Consider the following 18,158-nt stretch of genomic DNA (forward strand, 5'->3'; position numbering starts at 1 on the left):
ATGCCGGGAATCCTTAACAATCGGGGATCCCGCCGATCAGGACTGGATACGGTCCCTATTCCAGTAAGAAAACAGGATCAGCAACAGAAGCAGGTAGGCCGTGCCGACGGACCAGCCCGCCAGTACATCCGTCGCATAATGCCGCCCGAGTGCGATCCGTGAAAGGCCCATACCCGCAATCAGTATGCCTGCAACTGCAGGAATGGCCCTCCGCCAGTAGATGGATCGGATCCGTCTCATCGCAATAATTCCGATGGAGCTTACATAAAGCAGTCCCATCTGCGCATGGCCTGAGGGAAAGCTGTGGCTTTCAAGCTGCCCCTCCATTTCCGGCCGGGGACGCCCAAACCACTCCTTCAGGCCTTCATTGATTGCGTATCCCACTCCCACCGCCAGCAGGATAAACAGCGCATCTCTCGGCGAATGCCTGATGAGAAGCAGAACGATCACGGTGAGACACACTGCAAAAATGGTCGATGGATTGCCGAAGAAGCTGAACCCTTCCAAAAACCCGGCGTCCCCCAGCCAACCTGATAAGGTCCTGTCAAACGCCTGCATCGGCGAAGACTCATAAAAGACGGCAAGCAGAACAAATAAAACCGTGGCGGCCACTGCGGCCCAGACTTTTCTTTTGTTATTCTTCATCCGAATTCCTCCAGCATGTGAAAACTCTGTATTCATTTTAACACTGGAGGCAGAGGTCATACCCGCAGGAACCGCAGACACTGGTGAGGAAAATGTATTTGTAATATTCTGTTTTAATGCGCGTGATTCCTGCTGATTCTACATGATTTTCAAGGCATATAAAAAACACCCTGCGCTTGGCAGGGTGTTTGGGCGGAACCGATCAGAGGCTTCCTTCGATTTCGGAGATCATCTCTTTCATCGACTGCAGGCCGCCTCCGGAGAGGTACCAGTATTCACCGTTCAGGTAGTGGATCTTTTCATTTTTGTAGGCATTCGTTTTCTGGACAAGATCATTCTCGAACGATTCTTTTACGCTCGAATCCTCGCCGATTGCCGCGTCACGGTCAATGACGTACAGAATGTCAGGGTTCGTGTCGAGGATGTATTCGAACGTGATGTTCTGGCCGTGTGTCGAGGACTCAATGCCTTCATCAGCCGGCTTCACACCGAAGACATCGTGGATCAGGCCGAAGCGGGATGCCGGACCGTACGCACTGACCTTGCTCTGCGTACCGAGGACGATTAGCGCTTTTTCTTCAGATGCAGAAGTCTTCTCCTGGATGGCAGCAATGCGGCTGTCGATGTCTTCGAGTTCAGTGTTCATTTCATCTTCTTTGCCGAAGATCTCAGCGACGGTGTTCATGTTCTCTTTAAAGGACTCTACATAGTTCGTCGTATCGATCGGGATGTAGACGGTCGGTGCGATTTCTGCGAACTGGTCATACAGCTGGGCCTGGCGGCCGGAGATGAAGATGACGTCCGGCTGGAGTGCGTGGATCGCCTCGAAGTCCGGCTCTTTCAGGCTGCCGACGTTCGTGTAGTCATCCGAAGCGTACTGCTCAAGGTAACCCGGTACACTTGCCTGAGGAAGGCCGGCTACATCTACACCGAGTTCATCGAGTGTATCCAGGATACCGAAGTCAAAGACGACGACTTTCTCAGGCGTGCCTTCGATCGTTGCTTCGCCGAGCTCGTGCTCGATTGTCACGGATTTGCTGTCTTCGGTTGTTTCTTCAGTGGCTTCACCGGATGTGCTGCCGCTATTTTCTTCAGTTTCTGCTGCATTGTCGTTGCCGCAGGCACCCAAGAACAGGATGAATGCCATCAGCATCGTGATAAACGCGAACTTTTTCATATAGAATCCCTCGTCTTTCCTATTCGATTATGTGTGGTCAGGAATTAAAGTATACGCAGATCCGGCAGTTGCTCATCTGCTTGATCGGAATGTCCATGTCATAAATCTCTTTTAGCGACTCGGAGTTGATGATGTCCTCGGTCGGGCCGTCTTTAATGACACGCCCATTCTTCAGCGCCACGATCCGGTCGGAGTATACCGACGCAAAGTTGATGTCATGAAGGACGATGACTACAGTCTTGCCGAGTTCATCCACGAGGCGGCGGAGGATTTTCATAATCTGGACGGAGTGCTTCATATCAAGGTTGTTGAGCGGCTCATCGAGAAGGACATACTCGGTGTCCTGGGCGATGACCATCGAGATAAATGCCCGCTGGCGCTGCCCGCCGGACAGCTCATCCAGATAGTTGTCCTGCAAGTCCCCGAGCTCCATGTACTCGATCGCCTGGTCGACGATCCGAATGTCTTCCTCGTTCAGGCGCCCTCTTGAATGCGGGAATCGTCCGAACGAGACCAGCTCACGGACCGTAAGGCGGACGTTCATATAGTTGGATTGCTTCAGGATCGACACGCGCTTGGCAAAGTCGTTCGACTTCATCTTGCGCACATCATCCTTGTCGACCAGCACTTCTCCGGTGTCTGCATCCAACAGACGGCTTACCATGGAGAGCAGGGTGGACTTGCCCGCCCCATTCGGCCCGATGAACGAAGTGATCTGACCACGCTGAATATTGACCGATACCTTTTCGACGACGGCTTTTTTTCCATAAAACTTGGACAGCTCACGAACTTGAATCATGCGGATCGACTCTCCTTAAGTAGTAGATAGATGAAATACACGCCGCCGGCGAACTCGATGACAACACTCAGAGTGGTCGAGAAGGTGAAGACACGCTCGACAATCCACTGTCCTCCTATGAGGAGGATCATACTCAGGCCGGCTGCAGCCGTAATGGTGAAGGAATGCTTATAAGACTTGATGAACTGGTAGCTCAGGTTGGCGACGATCAGCCCGAAGAATGTGATCGGGCCGACAAGCGCCGTGGATACGGCGATCAGGACCGCCGACAGGATCAGGGTGCCGCGCACCATCCTGTCATACGGTACGCCCAGGTTCATGGAGATATCCCGGCCAAGCGAGATCACGTCCATGATTTTAAGCTGGCGCCATCCGATGATGATGCAGACGGCGACAACCGCAATGGAAAGCCAGACCAGGTCTGCATTGACGTTGTTGAAGCTGGCGAACATGGCATCCTGGACGGTCAGAAACTCGTTCGGATCAATCAGCACCTGGAGGAATGTCGAGATGCTCGCGAAAAAGGTTCCGACGATGATCCCCACCAGGAGCAGGAAGTAGACCGGCCGGTTCCCCTTCTTAAAAAGGAACTGGTAGAGCATCAGCGCGAAAATGATCATCGCCGCGACCGACAGCAGGAAGTTGACCTGCTTGTTGACGACCGTGATATGGGTCGATCCCAGGAAAAAGATGATGAGCGTCTGGAGAAGCATATAAAGCGAGTCCAGCCCCATGATGCTCGGCGTCAGGATACGGTTCTGGGTGATCGTCTGGAAGACGACCGTTGCGTAGGCGATCGCGATGCCGGTCACGGCCATGGCCGCAACCTTCACGCCTCTTCTCGGGAGGGCGTAGTCGTAGCTTCCATTCAGGTCATGGAACAGATACAGCCCGACACAGAGCGCCGCCAGCGCATACAGGATGATGAGTTTTGTGGAATCACGCATAGGCTTTCCTCCTGAACAGCAGGTAAAGGAAGATGCCGCTGCCGATGACCCCGACCATCAAACTGATGGAAATTTCATATGGATAGATCAGCACACGTCCGAGAATGTCACAGATAAGCAGGAAAATCGCTCCCATGAGTGCCGTGTGCGGCAAAGTTTTCTCTAGGTTGTCCCCTTTGATGATGGAGACGATGTTGGGGATGATGAGTCCGAGAAACGGAATCATGCCGACCGTGAGGACGACCGTTACGGTGATCAATGCGACCAGGATCAATCCGAAGTTCACGACAAACCTGTAGTTGAGGCCGAGGTTCCTCGAGAAGTCCTCCCCCATCCCGGCAACCGTGAACCGGTTGGCGTACAGGTAGGCGAGTACCAGGATCGGCACGCTGATGTACAGAAGCTCATAGCGCCCTGACATGATCATGGAGAAATCACCCTGCAGCCAGGAGGAAATGTTCTGGATCACATTCGACCGATAGGCGAAGAATGTCGTCAGGGACGACAAAATGTTTCCGAACATCAGCCCGACCAGCGGGATGAAGATCGCATCTTTGAACTTGATGCGCTCCAGGATCTGCATGAACAAGAGTGTCCCGGCAAGTGCGAATGCGAATGATATGGCCATCTGCTCGAGCATCGTCGCATTCGTGAACAGGAGCATGGATACGAGGATCCCGAGACGGGTCGCATCTAGTGTCCCTGCTGTTGTCGGTGAAACAAACTTGTTCCGGCTCAACTGCTGCATGATCATGCCGGCAACGCTCATGCCCGCACCTGCAAGCAGGATGGCAACGAGCCGCGGCACACGGCTGATCAAGAATATTTGGGTTTCTTCGGAACTCCAATCCAAGAGGTCCATTGGTGTGATGCTGCTCGCCCCGACGAACAAAGATAAGAACGACAGGATGACGAGACCAGCAATCAGATAACGTGTCTTCATGGCTATCCCCGATGCACTGCAATTTGAAAGGCTATTGAGAATGTTCTGTTGAAAATCATTCTCATCACCTTCACAATTGTTATTATAGCACGCGTTATCGGGAAGTCAAAGGGTAAATGAAAATGATTATCATTTAGATTAGAATGATTATCGTTTAGAATTCCCTTGGCTGAAGTGAGTTTTTTCAGAAAATACCCTGTCCCAGTCGCCCGTCCGGATTTACACTGCTTCAGTCTTCACGGCATACAAAAAAACCGCAGCGGAGGGCTGCGGTTTTCCTGTTTTTTTATTGCTGCGGAAGTTCGACAGCGGAGTCGATGACTTCCTGGGGAACCTCGATTTTCTCGATGCCGTTGATGTTCTCGTAGGCCGTATTCGAGTCGATGTCGATATTGAGCGTCTCACCCTGCTCTTCCATCGTCATGGACATGACCATATTCATCACGGTCATATTAAAGGTTTCTTTATCCACGTACATTTCATACTGGAGTTCATTGATGTTCATATTCTCGAGTGCCTTCTGCTCTTCTTCGCCCATCTGCTCGAGCGCTTCAGGCGGCAACTGCTCCTGGAGCGTCTGCTTGATCAGCTCGTTGAACTTCTCGCCGTCGGCCGTGAGCTTCAGGATGTACTCGTTTTCGTTCTGTTCGAATTTCATATCCTGCGCGTATTCCTGAAGCTGCTCAAGCTGCTCGGAAGGATCCGGCTGATTCTGGGTCAGCTGGTCGAGCCCGGGGACAGCCCCGGTCATCTTGATCCATTGCTCTCCCTGAGGATCCAGCATATACATGGTTCCGTCTTCGGTCATATAGACTTCAATTTCCATCGACATCTCTTCACCGCCCGCAGCGCTCATGGCCATCGTGCCCTTCTGGTGCAGCGCCATCGGGTCCAGCGTCATTTCCATGTCCATGTTGGTGTTCGTGTTCATCTCGACTTCCTGGGAAGGGATGGAGATTTTCTGGTCCATTTCCACTTTGGCTTCGGCGCTCTTCATCTCCTGGGAAGCAGTCAGGGCTTTCTCGTAAACTTCCTCTGCCGTCAGGTCGCTCTGCTTTTCTTCCGATGTGCCTTCCGTCGGCTCGGCCGTCTCATTACATGCCGCCAGACCAAGCGTCAGAGTGCCGGCCGCCATGGCCATTAAGAGTTTCTTCATATAGAATTACCGCCTCTCTCATTTGGATACAGTCCGTAATACGGCAACATTCATGGAAAAGTTCCGTTTTCTTGAAGAAACCCGACGAAAGACCCAGTCCTCTACCGGATTCTTCTTGATTCGGCTATAATAACGGAAGCCGAAATAGATGAATGGAGGATCCCATGCTCAAGCAATTCTTTTCCTATTATAAACCGCATAAGCGGCTGTTCATGATCGACTTCTCCAGTGCCGTGTTCGTGGCGCTGCTGGAGCTCGCCTTTCCCGTTGCAGTGCAGTGGTTTATTGACGAGCTGCTTCCTACCGGTGACTGGGGACGGATCGTCTGGATCAGCCTTTTGCTGCTCGGGGTCTATCTCCTCAGTACGTTCCTGCAGTTCATCGTCTCCTACCTGGGCCACAAGCTCGGGGTGAACATCGAGACGGACATGCGCCAGCAGCTGTTCGACCATGTGCAGCGGCAATCATTCCGCTTCTTCGACAACACGAAGACCGGACACATCATGAGCCGCATCACCAATGACCTGTTCGACATCGGCGAACTTGCCCATCACGGGCCGGAGGATATTTTCATTGCCGTCATGACAATCATCGGGGCGTTCTCGATCATGTACACGATCAACCCGGAGCTCGCGCTGATCACGATCGTCATGATCCCGTTCCTCGTCGCGGTCATCACATTCTGCAATACGAAGATGAACAAGGCATGGCGGAACATGTACAGCCGGATTGCGGATGTAAATGCCCGTGTCGAGGATAGCGTGTCCGGAGTCCGCGTCGTGCAATCGTTCACGAACGAAGCGTTCGAAATGAAGCGGTTCCGGAAAGACAACGGAAGTTTCCGGCTCGCCAAAATCGCGGCCTACAAAGTCATGGCATGGACGCACTCCAGCATGTACATGATGACCCGCCTTGTCACGCTGCTCGTCCTTGTCGTCGGGGCCTGGTTCACCTTTAACGACCGCCTGACCTACGGTGAGCTCGTCAGCTTCGTGCTGTTTGTCAACGTCCTCATTAAGCCGGTCGACAAGATCGCCGCGCTTCTCGAGATGTATCCGAAAGGCATGGCCGGATTCCGGAGGTTCCGGAAACTGCTGGACGAGGAGCCGGAAGTGCTCGACCGTCCGGATGCCGTTGAAGTTTCCCATCTGAACGGCAATATCCGCTTTGACCGGGTGTCGTTCCGCTATGACGGATCCAAGCCGGTGCTGAATGACATCAGTTTGTCGATCCGCTCCGGACAGACGGTCGCGTTTGTCGGGCCTTCCGGTGCCGGCAAGACGACGATCTGCTCGCTGATCCCCCGCTTCTACGACGTCGACGGCGGCTCGATTTCCATTGACGGAATCGATGTCCGGGACATGACGATGAAGTCGCTGCGCTCACAGATCGGCATCGTGCAGCAGGATGTGTTCCTCTTTACGGGTACCATTTTCGAGAACATCGCCTACGGCAAGCTCGGCGCGACCGAAGAGGAAGTGTACCGGGCCGCCCGCAAGGCCCATCTCGAGGAATTTATCGCCGATCTGCCTGACGGTTATGAAACACAGATCGGCGAACGCGGACTTAAGCTTTCCGGCGGGCAGAAACAGCGGCTCGCCATCGCCAGGATGTTCCTGAAGAACCCGCCGATCCTCATCCTGGATGAAGCCACATCGGCACTTGATACCGAGACGGAGCGCATTATCCAGAAATCACTCGAGGAACTGTCCGAAAACCGGACGACTCTGGTCATCGCCCACCGTCTTGCCACCATCCGCAACGCGGACCGTGTCGTCGTCGTGACAAAGGACGGCATCGCGGAAGACGGCGGCTATGACGAGCTTGTCAGGAAGGGCGGCGTCTTTGCCAACCTGCACAACATCCAGTTCCAGGAAGCCTGATTGATCCCCCGCCTGCCCGGCGGGGGATTTTCTATTGGAACGATGTCACTCTTAACCTATGGAAGAAGTCTGTAATGTGGTATACTATGCCGGTTAACATTTTGTAGGAGGTCCTGAACGTTGAACACCACCCATGCGTCCGACAGAAAACGGACGATTCTATATGTAGCTATCTTCCTGCTCGTCGCGATCATCGGGCTAGCTTATGTAAAATGGCTTCCATATGTCGATAAAAGCATCACCGCCATCACGACCCAGTCGATCGGCGATTCGATTCTCGGTGATCCGGCAGATGCCGGAACATTCTCCTGGGAAAGCACATGGTCGTATGTCGTCACGTACTTCCTGGCGGTCTGGAAAGCGGCCGTGCTCGGGATTGTGCTCGGCTCGCTCGTCCAGGTCCTGATCCCGGCTGACTGGCTGATGCGCACGCTCGGCAAAACCTCATTCGGCAGCACGGCCATCGGCGGCCTGACGAGCCTTCCGGGCATGATGTGCACCTGCTGCGCGGCACCCGTCGCGGCGGGCCTGCGGAAAAAGAACGTCTCAATCGGAGCGGCGCTCGCCTTCTGGCTCGGTAATCCCGTCCTGAACCCGGCGGTCCTCATCTTCATGACGTTCGTCCTGTCATGGGAATTCACGCTGCTCCGTGCCGTCTTTGGCATCGTGCTCGTCTTCGGAGTCAGCTACCTGGCGAACCGCTTTGCCCCGCAGCCGGCTCCGGAAGAACTTGCCCGCAAGGTGGAAGAAGCGGAAACGGCGATTGCACCGGAAGAAGGCAGCTTCCTTTCCCGCTGGCTGAAGAGCATGGGCCGGATGGCACTTTTCATCATCCCTGCTTACTTTATTTCGGTCCTGCTCATTGCGGCGGTCCGCCCGTGGCTCTTCCCGCTGCTTGACGGTGCATCGGGCAATACGCTGCTCATGATTCTGCTGTTTGCAATCGGCGGCATGCTGTTTGTCATCCCGACCGCTGCGGAAATTCCGATCATCCAGACGTTTATGTCTGCCGGACTCGGCACCGGCCCAGCCGCTGCCCTGCTCGTCACCCTGCCGGCCATCAGCCTGCCATCGCTGATCCTCGTCGCAGGCGCGTTCCCGAGAAAAGTCCTCTGGTTCGTTGCCGGCGCGGTCATCCTGCTCGGCGTCCTCTGCGGCCTCGTCGGCATGTGGGTATTGTAATCAGTGTTTTTGAGCCCCCGCTCCGGGTGACGGAGCGGGGTTTTTGATTGGCGGATCATATTGCTGTAAGCCCGATTCGTATGCTGTAAGTACAATACTCATGCTGTAAATGCGATTCACTTGTTTCAACTCCGCTCTCCTTGTTGCAACTCCGCGCCCCTTGTTGCAACTCCACACCCCCTTGTTGCAACTCCGCGCCCCTTGTTGCAACTCATCGCCCCTTGTTGCAACTCATCGCCCCTTGTTGCAACTCCACACTCCTTATTCCAACTTCATACTCCTTATTCCAACTTCATACTCCATAAGAAAACCCGCTGCCTTCCCGGCAGCGGGCTTCAGAGTCTCTTCTATCTATTAGAAGGACGCGGTTTCCATATAGTTCGGCTTGAGCTGTCCGCTTTCAATCTCTTCGACGAAGTGGCAGGCGGCTTCGTGGCTCTGTTTCATGCCATCATGCGTCTTGAGTTCCGGCACATCGACCCGGCATTTTTCCTGGGCGAACGGGCAGCGGGTGTGGAATCGGCAGCCCGTCGGCGGGTCGATCGGGGAAGGCACGTCGCCGCGGAGGACGATGTGTTCCCGCTCCCGCTCCGGATCCGGAACAGGAATGGCCGACAAAAGCGCCTTCGTATACGGGTGTTTCGGGTTATCGAAGATCGAGTGCTTGTCCCCGATCTCCATGATTTTGCCGAGATACATGACGATGACGCGGTCCGAGATATGGCGGACGACGCCGAGGTCATGGGAGATGAACAGATAAGTCAGACCGTACTCATCCTGCAGCTCTTCCAGCAGGTTCAGCACCTGGGCCTGGATCGAGACGTCGAGCGCCGATACGGCTTCGTCGCAGATGATGAGTTTCGGATTCACCGACAGCGCTCGGGCGATGCCGATCCGCTGGCGCTGGCCGCCCGAAAATTCGTGCGGGTAGCGGTCTGCCTGGCTTCCGTTCAGGCCGACCGTCTCAAGCAGCTCAAGAATCCGCTTGCGGCGTTCTTTTTTTGGCAGTACGTTCTGGATTTCCATCGCTTCGTTGAGGACATCCGAGATCGACTGGCGGGGGTTGATCGAGGCATACGGGTCCTGGAAGATGATCTGGAGATCCTTCCGGTATTTCCGCATTTCCGATTTCGACAGGGAAGCGAGGTCGGTGCCTTCGAAGTACACCTTGCCGTCAGACGGTTCTTCAAGACGGAGGATGGCGCGTCCGGTTGTGGACTTCCCGCATCCGGATTCACCGACGATGCTGACGGTTTCCCCCTCATAGACAGTAAAACTGATATCATCCACTGCTTTGACATGGTTGACCGTGCGGCCGAAGAAGCCGCCCTTGATCGGGAAGTGCTGCTTCAGCCCTTCAACCTTTAGCAATTCTTTCTTCTCCAAAGACATCCACCTCCTTCGGTCCCGGCCATTCTTCATCATAGATCCAGCAGCGTACCTGGTTGCCTTCTCCGTCATCAAACAGATCAGGCAGTTTTTCTGCGCAAAGGTCGGTCGCCGCCGGGCAGCGCGGCGCAAACCGGCAGCCCTTCGGCATATTGAACGGCGACGGGACCATGCCGTGGATCGGGACAAGCTTTTCCTGGTCTGCGTCAGGCCGCGGCAGTGATTTCAGCAGCCCGACCGTATACGGGTGGCGCGGTTTGCGGAACAGTGTCCGCACATCGCTGTATTCGACAACCTGCCCGGCGTACATGACGGCGACATAGTCGCATGTTTCCGCGACGACGCCAAGGTCGTGGGTGATGAGGATCACAGACATGCCGAGGCGGTTCTGAAGGTCCCTGATCAGGCCGAGGATCTGTGCCTGGATCGTCACGTCGAGCGCGGTTGTCGGCTCGTCCGCGACAAGAACCTCAGGGTTGCAGGCCAGGGCCATGGCGATCATGACACGCTGGCGCATCCCGCCTGACAGTTCATACGGATACTGTGTGACCCGTTTTTCCGGCGACGGGATGCCGACCAGTTTCAGCAGGTCGACGGATTTCGCCATTGCCTGTTTCTTGTTCATGCCCTGGTGGGTGGTAAGGGATTCCGAGATCTGCTGGCCGACCGTGAAGACCGGGTTCAGCGAAGTCATCGGCTCCTGGAAAATCATCGAGATCTGGTTTCCCCGGATGCTCCGCATTTTCTTTTCCGAGAAATCAAGGAGATTCTCGCCTTTATAGCGGATTTCACCGTCGACCACTTTGCCGTTTTCAGCGAGAAGACGGAGGATCGACAGAGAAGTGATACTCTTGCCGGACCCCGACTCGCCTACGATTCCTAATGTTTTACCTTTCGGGACGGAGAAGCTCACGCCGTCGACGGCTTTGACTTCCCCCTCGTCCGTGAAGAAAGAGGTGCGCAGGCCGCGCACGTCCAAAATCGTTTCTTCCAATTGATCTTTCCTCCTTGGGCCGTGGACGGGACCGATCAGTTCAGGTCGATCCGCTTGTTGAGCAGTTTATATGAGATGTCGACGATCAGGTTAACGAAGACGAACAGGACTGAGAGGACGAGCACAGCACCCTGGACAATCGGGAAGTCCCGCTGGGTGATGGCCTGTACCGTCAGGCGGCCCATGCCGTTGATGGCGAAGATGGTCTCTGTCAGGACTGCGCCGCCGAGGAATCCGCCGAATTCAAGTCCGACAACCGTGACAACCGGGATCAGCGCATTCTTGAGCGCGTGGCGGTACGTGACGATCCTGTCGGTAAGGCCCTTGGCCCGCGCCGTCCTGATATAGTCCTGGTTGATGACTTCAAGCATCGAAGAGCGGGTCATGCGGGCGATAATCGCCGCACCGCCCGTTCCGAGCGTGATGACCGGCAGGATGACCTGCCGCCAGCTGTCGCCCCAGCCGGACGGGCGCAGCTTCGCCCACTCCGGCAGCCAGTCCCCGCCGATGGCGAACCAGTCGATCAGGACCAGGCCCAGCCAGAAGTTCGGCATGGACAGGCCGAACAGCGCGATAACCATGATGGCCGTATCGGCCACCGTATATCGGCGGACGGCCGAGATGATCCCCGCCATCAGTCCGAGGAAGACGGCGAGGACGGTGGCATAGAACGATAATTCCACCGTGACCCAGAAGCGGGCAGCGATCTCATCCGAAACAGCACGGCCGCTGCGGACGGAATTTCCGAGGTCGCCCTGGAGGACGCCACTCATATAGTTGAAGTATTGGATATGGATCGGGTCATTCAGGCCGAGGCGTTCCTCGATTTGCCTGACTGTCTGCTCCGAAGCACCTTCCCCTGCGATGATCTGGGCCGGGTTGCCCGGGATCAGATGCATCAGGGAGAAGACGAGAATGGAGACACCGATGAGAACCGGGATGGTCTGAAGGACCCGCCGGATGATGTATTTAAGCATTTCGCTTCTCCCTCCTTATTTGTTCGCTTTCGGGTCAAGCGCATCGCGCAGCCCGTCACCGAAGATATTGAATGCAAGAACGACGAGGACGATGGCGATCCCCGGAATCAGAATCATATGCGGAGACTCCGCCATGTACGAACGTCCGGCAGAAAGCATCGCGCCCCACTCGGGTGTCGGCGGCTGCGCGCCGAGGCCGAGGAATGACAGGCCGGCGGCAGTCAGGACCGCAGTCGCGATCCGGAGCGTCGCCTGGACAATGATCGGAGACAGGACGTTCGGTAGGACATGCTTGAAGATGATCCGGAAGTCGGATGCCCCGAGCGCCCTCATCGCATCAATATACTCAAGTTTCCGGACCGACAGGGTCGATCCGCGGACGATCCGCGCAAAAGCAGGGACCGAGAAAATCCCGATTGCGATGATCATGTTCTGGATACTGCCGCCGAGTACACTCACGATGGCGAGCGCGAGGAGAATCCCCGGAAAAGCGAGCAGGACGTCCATCAGACGCATGATGACCGTGTCAATCTTGCCGCCGTAATAACCGGCAATGATGCCGAACAGGACACCGATGATCCCGCCGATCATAACAGAGACAAACCCGACGATCAGTGTCAGGCCTGTTCCATGGATAATCCTTGCGAAGATATCTCGCCCGTAGTTATCAGTCCCGAACCAGTGCTCCGCGGACGGAGGCTGGAGCTTGTTCGCGATGTCCGTGGCATTCGGGTCCGTGCTGACAAGCATCGGTCCGAAGATGGCCACCAAGATGAAAAACAGCACAACAATCCCGCCGACAAGGGCCGACTTGTTCTTTTTGAACCGTTTCCAAAAGCCCTTGTAGAGTTCGAGGCGAGGATTGTAAGCCCTTTCACCCGCGGAGGCTCCGGCTGTTTGCTCAGACATATTAATCCCTCTTTCCCCAGGACGGCAGTAGATGCCGCCTTTTTCTCAATATCTATAATCGGTAGTTTACCATGAATAGTCTAAATTCGACATATAAATTTAAATACGGAAAAGTACAAAAACATAATAATTTTTGACACTTTTTAAAATACCTTTTCTGCTCTATCAGGTTGATGCGCGAAAGACTTCTACATTTATATCAGCACTTGACGTTTTCACCAGAACACTATTGTCATCAACAATTTGGTATGGTATATTCTTTCTGAATATTGCGGTCGATTGCGCAATATCAAAAAACAAAATATAGGGGGAGAATTTGCATGAAGAATAAGCGCAGCTCATTGTTGCTCTTGATCCTGATGCTGGTCGTCTCCATGTTCCTCGCGGCTTGTGCCGGCGGCGGAGATGACAGCGCTTCCGACAGCGGAAGCGGCACCGATGACGGCAGCCAGGGCGAAGAGGGCACAACTGAAGGCGGCGGCGAAGGCGGCGACCTCATTCTCGCAGTCCTATCCGATGCTTCTTCGCTTGATCCGGCCGGATCAAACGATGTTCCGTCCTCCAACATCCAGGCAAATATCTTTGAAACACTTGTCAACCGCAACGATGACAACGAGATCGAACCTGGCCTAGCGACGGAATGGAACGCAATCGACGATACAACCTGGGAGTTCAAACTCCAGGAAGGCGTCAAATTCCATGACGGCGAAGAGTTCAACGCAGAGGCAGTCAAGAAAAGCCTCGACCGTGTACGCGATCCTGAAGTCGCATCTCCTCGCTACTTCCTCTTCGAGATGATTGAAAGCGTGGATGTCGTGGACGACTACACTGTCCAGATCAAGACAGCGTATCCGTTTGCACCGCTTCTCGCCCACCTGTCCCATAACGGCGGCAGCATCATCAGCCCTAAGTCCATCGACGAAGACTACGCGGCGATGGAAAATGGCGAAGAGCCAGGCTCTGTCATCTCCGAGAACCCTGTAGGCACCGGCTTCTTCAAGTTTGAAAGCTGGAACCCCGGCTCCGAGATCAAGCTCGTGAAAAACGAAGACTACTGGAACGAACCTGCCAAGGTCGACTCTGTCACATTCAAGGTCGTCCCTGAAGCAGCGACACGTGTCGCCGAGCTTGAAACGGGCAACGCGCACATCATCGACCCGGTTCAGCCGAACGAAGTCCAGCAGATCAATGACTCCGGCAGCGGCACGGTTCACCAGAAGCCATCTTCGAGCCTCTCGTACATCGGCTTCAACACGGAAAAAGAACCGTTCAACGACGTCCGGGTACGCCAGGCGATCTCGATGCTCGTAAACAAAGAAGACATCATCTCCGGCGTTTACGAAGGCTTCGGCATTCCGGCGAAAGGTCCTCTGGCACCTGGCATCTTCGGCTACAACGAAGACGCAAAACCGCTCGAGTACAACGTTGAAGAAGCGAAAAAGCTGCTTGAAGAAGCAGGCTACGCTGACGGCTTCTCCACGACGATCTGGACAAACGACAACCCGCAGCGTGTTGACGCAGCAGTCCTCCTCCAGCAGGAGCTGAAGGAAGTCAACATCGATGTCCAGATTGAACAGATGGAATTCGGTACGTACCTCGACCAGACGGCTGCCGGCGAGCATGACATGTTCATCCTCGGCTGGTCCAACCCGACAGGCGATGCGGACTACGGCATGTATGCCCTCTTCCACTCGTCCCAGAAGGGCGACCCGGGCAACCGCTCGTTCTACGAAAACCCTGAAGTCGACAAGCTTCTTGACGAAGGCCGCCAGGAAACAGATCCTGAAGCCCGTCAGGAAATCTACAACAAGGTTCAGGAACACCTGATCGAAGACGCACCGATGGTCTACATCCATCACCAGGAATATCTGACAGGTCTTGCAAACGGCGTTGAAGGCTTTGATATCGATACATCCGGTATCTACCAGCTCAAGAACGTCACCCTGTCCGAATAATTGCAAACGAGAACCCTCCCGCACGTGCGGGAGGGTTCTTTTGCGGCTGTCTATTTTTCATTCTGAGAAGTCCCGCATTTACGTCGTTTTGGAAACGCTGTCTTTATTTTGGCTGATTCTGGCCGCCGAGACCCTATTGTCCGCATCAGGTTTGTGTGATATATTTCTGAAATATCGCATTTACCATAATAGGCGGTAAGAAAAGGGGGATTACACCATGAGAAAAAACACAAAACTGCTCCTGATCCTGACCCTCGTGCTGTCCATGTTCCTTGCGGCATGTGCCGGCGGCGGACAGGAAGACACCGGCGGTGATTCCGGCAACGGAGACGGTGAAACTGCCGGAGGCGGCGATCTGATCCTCGCGGTCCTGTCAGATGCATCGACACTGGATCCTCAGGGCTCAAACGATGTTCCGTCCAACAATATCCATAACAATCTGTTTGACACCCTTGTCGAACTAGACGAAAACAACGAAATCGTCCCAAGCCTGGCAACAGAATGGGAAGCGATTGATGAGACGACGTGGGAATTCAAGCTCCGCGAAGGAGTGAAATTCCACGACGGCACAGATTTCACTGCCGAAGCGGTCAAGAAAACGTTCGACCGTGTACGTGACCCGAAAGTGGCATCCGGGAAGGCCTATCTGTATGAAATGCTCGAGAGTGTGGAAGTCATCGATGACCACACCGTCCAGATCAAAACAGCCTATCCGTTCTCGCCGCTCCTCTCTCACCTGTCACACTCCGGCGGTGCCATCATCAGCCCCAAGCTGATCGATGAGGACTATGCCGCGATGGAAAATGGTGAGGAACCGGGATCGGCCATCAACCAGCATCCGGTCGGCACCGGGTTCTTCAAGTTTGAAAGCTGGGACCCGGGCGTCGCGGTCAAGCTTGTGAAAAACGAAGACTACTGGGACGGCGCGCCTAAAGTGGACTCCGTGACGTTCAAGGTTGTTCCGGAAAGCGCGACACGCCTTGCTGAACTCGAGACCGGAAATGCCCATATCATTGACCCGCTCCAGCCGAACGAAGTGGCACAGATTGAAGGCGGCGATTACGCTACGGTAAACAAGCAGCTTTCCCGAGCCCTGTCGTTTGTCGGATTCAACACGGAAAAAGAACCGTTCAATGATGTCCGCGTCCGCCAGGCCATCTCCATGATGATCGACAACGAAGAGATCGTGAACGGCATCTATGACGGCTACGGCGTCCCGGCACACGGCCCGCTGGCTCCGGGAACGTTCGCCTATGATGAAAACATCAAAGGACTCGGCTACAATCCGGAAGAAGCGAAAAAACTTCTTGAAGAAGCCGGCTACGGCGACGGTTTTGAAACGACCATCATCACCAATGACAACCCTCAGCGGATCGACATTGCGGTCCTCCTCCAGCAGAAGCTGAAGGAACTGAACATCGACGTCAAAGTCGAGCAAATGGAGTTCGGCTCCTACCTGGAAACCCTGACAGCCGGCGACCAGGACATGTATCAGTTGGGCTGGTCCAACGCGACCGGTGACGCTGACAACGGACTCTACTCCCTGTTCCATTCTTCACAGAAAGGGACGGGAGCGAACAAGGCATTCTACGGCAATCCGGAAGTCGACAAGCTTCTTGATGCCGGCCGCGCAGAAATCGATGAAGCGAAGCGCGTAGAAATCTACGACCAGCTTCAGCAGATCCTGATCGAAGAAGCTCCGATCTCCTATATCCACCACCAGGAATACCTGACCGGCGTTGCCAACAATGTTGAAGGATTCAGTGTCGATGCAAGCGGCTATTATCAGCTAAAAGACGTCACGCTGAACTGACATGAAAACTCCCTTCCGCTTATGCGGAAGGGAGTTTTTTGATGATCGTGGTTTCAGGTTACTCCTCAGACGGAGCGAGGAACTCCCTGAAGCGGTTCCTGTCCGCCTCCCTGATTTCAACGTCCATAAGTGTGCCGGCTTCCGTATACTCGGTATCTTTTACATCGGCATGCTCATTCAGATACGAGACCACATCTCCCCGGTCGAACGGGATCAGCAGCCTGACCCTGACGTAGTCTCCGAAAATTTTTGCTGCGATCATTTCGGTGAGCGTCCGGATGTCTCCCGCATCCTTCGCGGAAATCCAGATGCTGTTCCCCTGCTTTCTCGGATGCTCCAGTCCCGCAAGGTCCGACTTGTTGTATACGTGGACTTCCGGGATGCCCTCGATGCCGATATCGGCAAGCGTATCCTCAGTGACATCCATCATGTAGCGGTGCTCAGGATGCGATACGTCGACGACATGGAGCAGCAGGTCGGCATCGGCCGCTTCCTCAAGGGTCGAGCGGAATGCCTTCACCAGGTGGTGGGGCAGCTTTCCGACGAAGCCGACCGTGTCGGTCAGAAGGAATTCGCGGTTGTCCTGAAGATGAATATTCCGCACCGAAGTATCCAGTGTCGCAAACAGCATGTCCCTCTCGAGCACATGCCTGCCCGCACCGTCCCCGATGCCCGCAAGCATCGAGTTCATGATCGTCGATTTGCCCGCGTTCGTATAGCCGACCAGCGAGACAACAGGAACATCACGTTTTACCCGCCGCTTCCGCTGCGTTTCCCGGTGGCTCTTCACGGAATCCAGTTCGCGGCGGAGGCGGGCGATCTGGTCCTCGATCCTCCGGCGGTCGAGCTCGAGCTTCGTTTCGCCGGGACCGCGGGTTGCCACGCCGCCGCCCGTCGAACCGGCCTGCCGGCTCAGCGAAGCGCGCAGGCCGACCAGGCGAGGGAGCATGTACTGCAGCTGGGCCAGTTCCACCTGAAGCTGGGCCTCCCGGGTTTTCGCCCTTCTTGCGAAAATGTCCAGAATCAGCATCGTCCGGTCGATCACTTTTGTATCGAGCTCAGTCTCCAGGTTCCTGATCTGTGAAGGCGACAGTTCATCATTGAAGATGACAAGATTGGAATCCGTCTCATCATGGAACATGAGGATTTCCTTCACCTTTCCGGAACCGATGTAGTGGCTCGGGTTCGGACGCTCCAGGTTTTGCGTGACTATGCCGGAAACTTCCACGCCGCAGGCCTCCGCAAGATTTGCCAGTTCCTCCATTGAATAATTAAACTGCTCATCGTCGTCAAGATGAACCCCGACGAGCACGGCGCGTTCCAGTGTTTCTTCCATTGAAATCCCTCCAGTTGTGGCTGCCTGTCCTCAGTATACCCGTCCTGCAGGAC

Annotated in this window: 15 protein-coding genes; 4 read left to right on the plus strand and 11 right to left on the minus strand. The window is 54.9% G+C overall.

What is annotated here, in order from left to right:
- Positions 1–36: 36 nt before the first annotated feature.
- The 6 genes from C772_RS03565 to C772_RS03590 all read right to left on the minus strand — a co-directional run bounded on the left by C772_RS03565 (position 37) and on the right by C772_RS03590 (position 5,667).
- Positions 37–645 (minus strand): phosphatase PAP2 family protein, encoded by a 609-nt coding sequence (locus C772_RS03565; protein ID WP_008297495.1) that lies wholly within the window; start codon positions 643–645, stop codon positions 37–39.
- Positions 646–847: 202 nt separating this feature from the next.
- Positions 848–1,822 carry a siderophore ABC transporter substrate-binding protein gene (locus tag C772_RS03570; RefSeq protein ID WP_008297497.1) on the minus strand — a complete coding sequence of 325 codons (975 nt, stop codon included), beginning with the start codon at positions 1,820–1,822 and terminating at the stop codon, positions 848–850.
- Between the two features lie 37 nt (positions 1,823–1,859).
- Complete coding sequence (locus tag C772_RS03575; RefSeq protein ID WP_008297499.1) at positions 1,860–2,621, minus strand: iron ABC transporter ATP-binding protein; 762 nt, start codon at positions 2,619–2,621, stop codon at positions 1,860–1,862.
- A complete protein-coding gene (locus C772_RS03580) occupies positions 2,618–3,568 on the minus strand; it encodes an iron chelate uptake ABC transporter family permease subunit (protein WP_008297501.1) in 951 nt (316 codons plus the stop codon). The genes C772_RS03575 and C772_RS03580 overlap by 4 nt, the downstream gene beginning before the upstream one ends.
- Positions 3,561–4,511: an ABC transporter permease gene (locus C772_RS03585; protein WP_008297504.1), complete on the minus strand. Its 951-nt coding sequence runs from the start codon at positions 4,509–4,511 to the stop codon at positions 3,561–3,563. Before C772_RS03585 ends, C772_RS03580 begins: the two co-directional genes overlap by 8 nt.
- A gap of 286 nt (positions 4,512–4,797) precedes the next feature.
- On the minus strand, positions 4,798–5,667 hold the full coding sequence (locus tag C772_RS03590; RefSeq protein ID WP_008297506.1) for a DUF6612 family protein: 870 nt from the start codon (positions 5,665–5,667) through the stop codon (positions 4,798–4,800).
- Positions 5,668–5,831: 164 nt separating this feature from the next.
- On the opposite strand from C772_RS03590, the gene C772_RS03595 reads away from it, so the two are divergent.
- Complete coding sequence (locus C772_RS03595) at positions 5,832–7,550, plus strand: ABC transporter ATP-binding protein (RefSeq protein ID WP_008297507.1); 1,719 nt, start codon at positions 5,832–5,834, stop codon at positions 7,548–7,550.
- Between the two features lie 120 nt (positions 7,551–7,670).
- Entirely contained in the window at positions 7,671–8,732 is a 1,062-nt protein-coding gene (locus C772_RS03600) for a permease (RefSeq protein ID WP_008297508.1), read from the plus strand.
- Positions 8,733–9,086: 354 nt separating this feature from the next.
- Here the strand turns inward: C772_RS03600 and C772_RS03605 are convergent, their stop codons facing one another.
- Genes C772_RS03605 through nikC form a run of 4 tightly spaced genes read right to left on the minus strand, consistent with a single transcriptional unit; the run spans position 9,087 to position 13,001 of the window.
- Positions 9,087–10,118, minus strand: a complete 1,032-nt coding sequence (locus tag C772_RS03605; protein ID WP_008297509.1) for an ABC transporter ATP-binding protein — start codon at positions 10,116–10,118, stop codon at positions 9,087–9,089.
- Positions 10,090–11,115, minus strand: a complete 1,026-nt coding sequence (locus C772_RS03610; protein WP_008297510.1) for an ABC transporter ATP-binding protein — start codon at positions 11,113–11,115, stop codon at positions 10,090–10,092. The genes C772_RS03605 and C772_RS03610 overlap by 29 nt, the downstream gene beginning before the upstream one ends.
- Positions 11,116–11,150: 35 nt before the next feature.
- Complete coding sequence (locus C772_RS03615; RefSeq protein WP_008297511.1) at positions 11,151–12,092, minus strand: ABC transporter permease; 942 nt, start codon at positions 12,090–12,092, stop codon at positions 11,151–11,153.
- A 15-nt stretch (positions 12,093–12,107) separates the two neighbouring features.
- Positions 12,108–13,001 carry a nickel transporter permease gene (nikC, locus tag C772_RS03620; protein ID WP_008297512.1) on the minus strand — a complete coding sequence of 298 codons (894 nt, stop codon included), beginning with the start codon at positions 12,999–13,001 and terminating at the stop codon, positions 12,108–12,110.
- A gap of 320 nt (positions 13,002–13,321) precedes the next feature.
- Between nikC and C772_RS03625 the strand changes: the two genes are divergently transcribed.
- Both C772_RS03625 and C772_RS03630 read left to right on the plus strand, forming a co-directional pair.
- The gene (locus C772_RS03625) at positions 13,322–14,956 is read left to right on the plus strand and encodes a glutathione ABC transporter substrate-binding protein (protein ID WP_008297513.1); all 1,635 of its coding nucleotides are present in this window, start codon (positions 13,322–13,324) and stop codon (positions 14,954–14,956) included.
- Positions 14,957–15,173: 217 nt separating this feature from the next.
- Entirely contained in the window at positions 15,174–16,769 is a 1,596-nt protein-coding gene (locus C772_RS03630) for a glutathione ABC transporter substrate-binding protein (RefSeq protein ID WP_008297514.1), read from the plus strand.
- A 58-nt stretch (positions 16,770–16,827) separates the two neighbouring features.
- Here C772_RS03630 and hflX read toward each other — a convergent pair whose 3' ends face one another.
- The gene (gene hflX, locus C772_RS03635) at positions 16,828–18,105 is read right to left on the minus strand and encodes a GTPase HflX (RefSeq protein WP_008297515.1); all 1,278 of its coding nucleotides are present in this window, start codon (positions 18,103–18,105) and stop codon (positions 16,828–16,830) included.
- Positions 18,106–18,158: the final 53 nt, after the last annotated feature.

Origin of the sequence: Bhargavaea cecembensis DSE10 (assembly GCF_000348905.1) — a bacterium.
Classification (GTDB): Bacteria; Bacillota; Bacilli; order Bacillales_A; family Planococcaceae; genus Bhargavaea; species Bhargavaea cecembensis.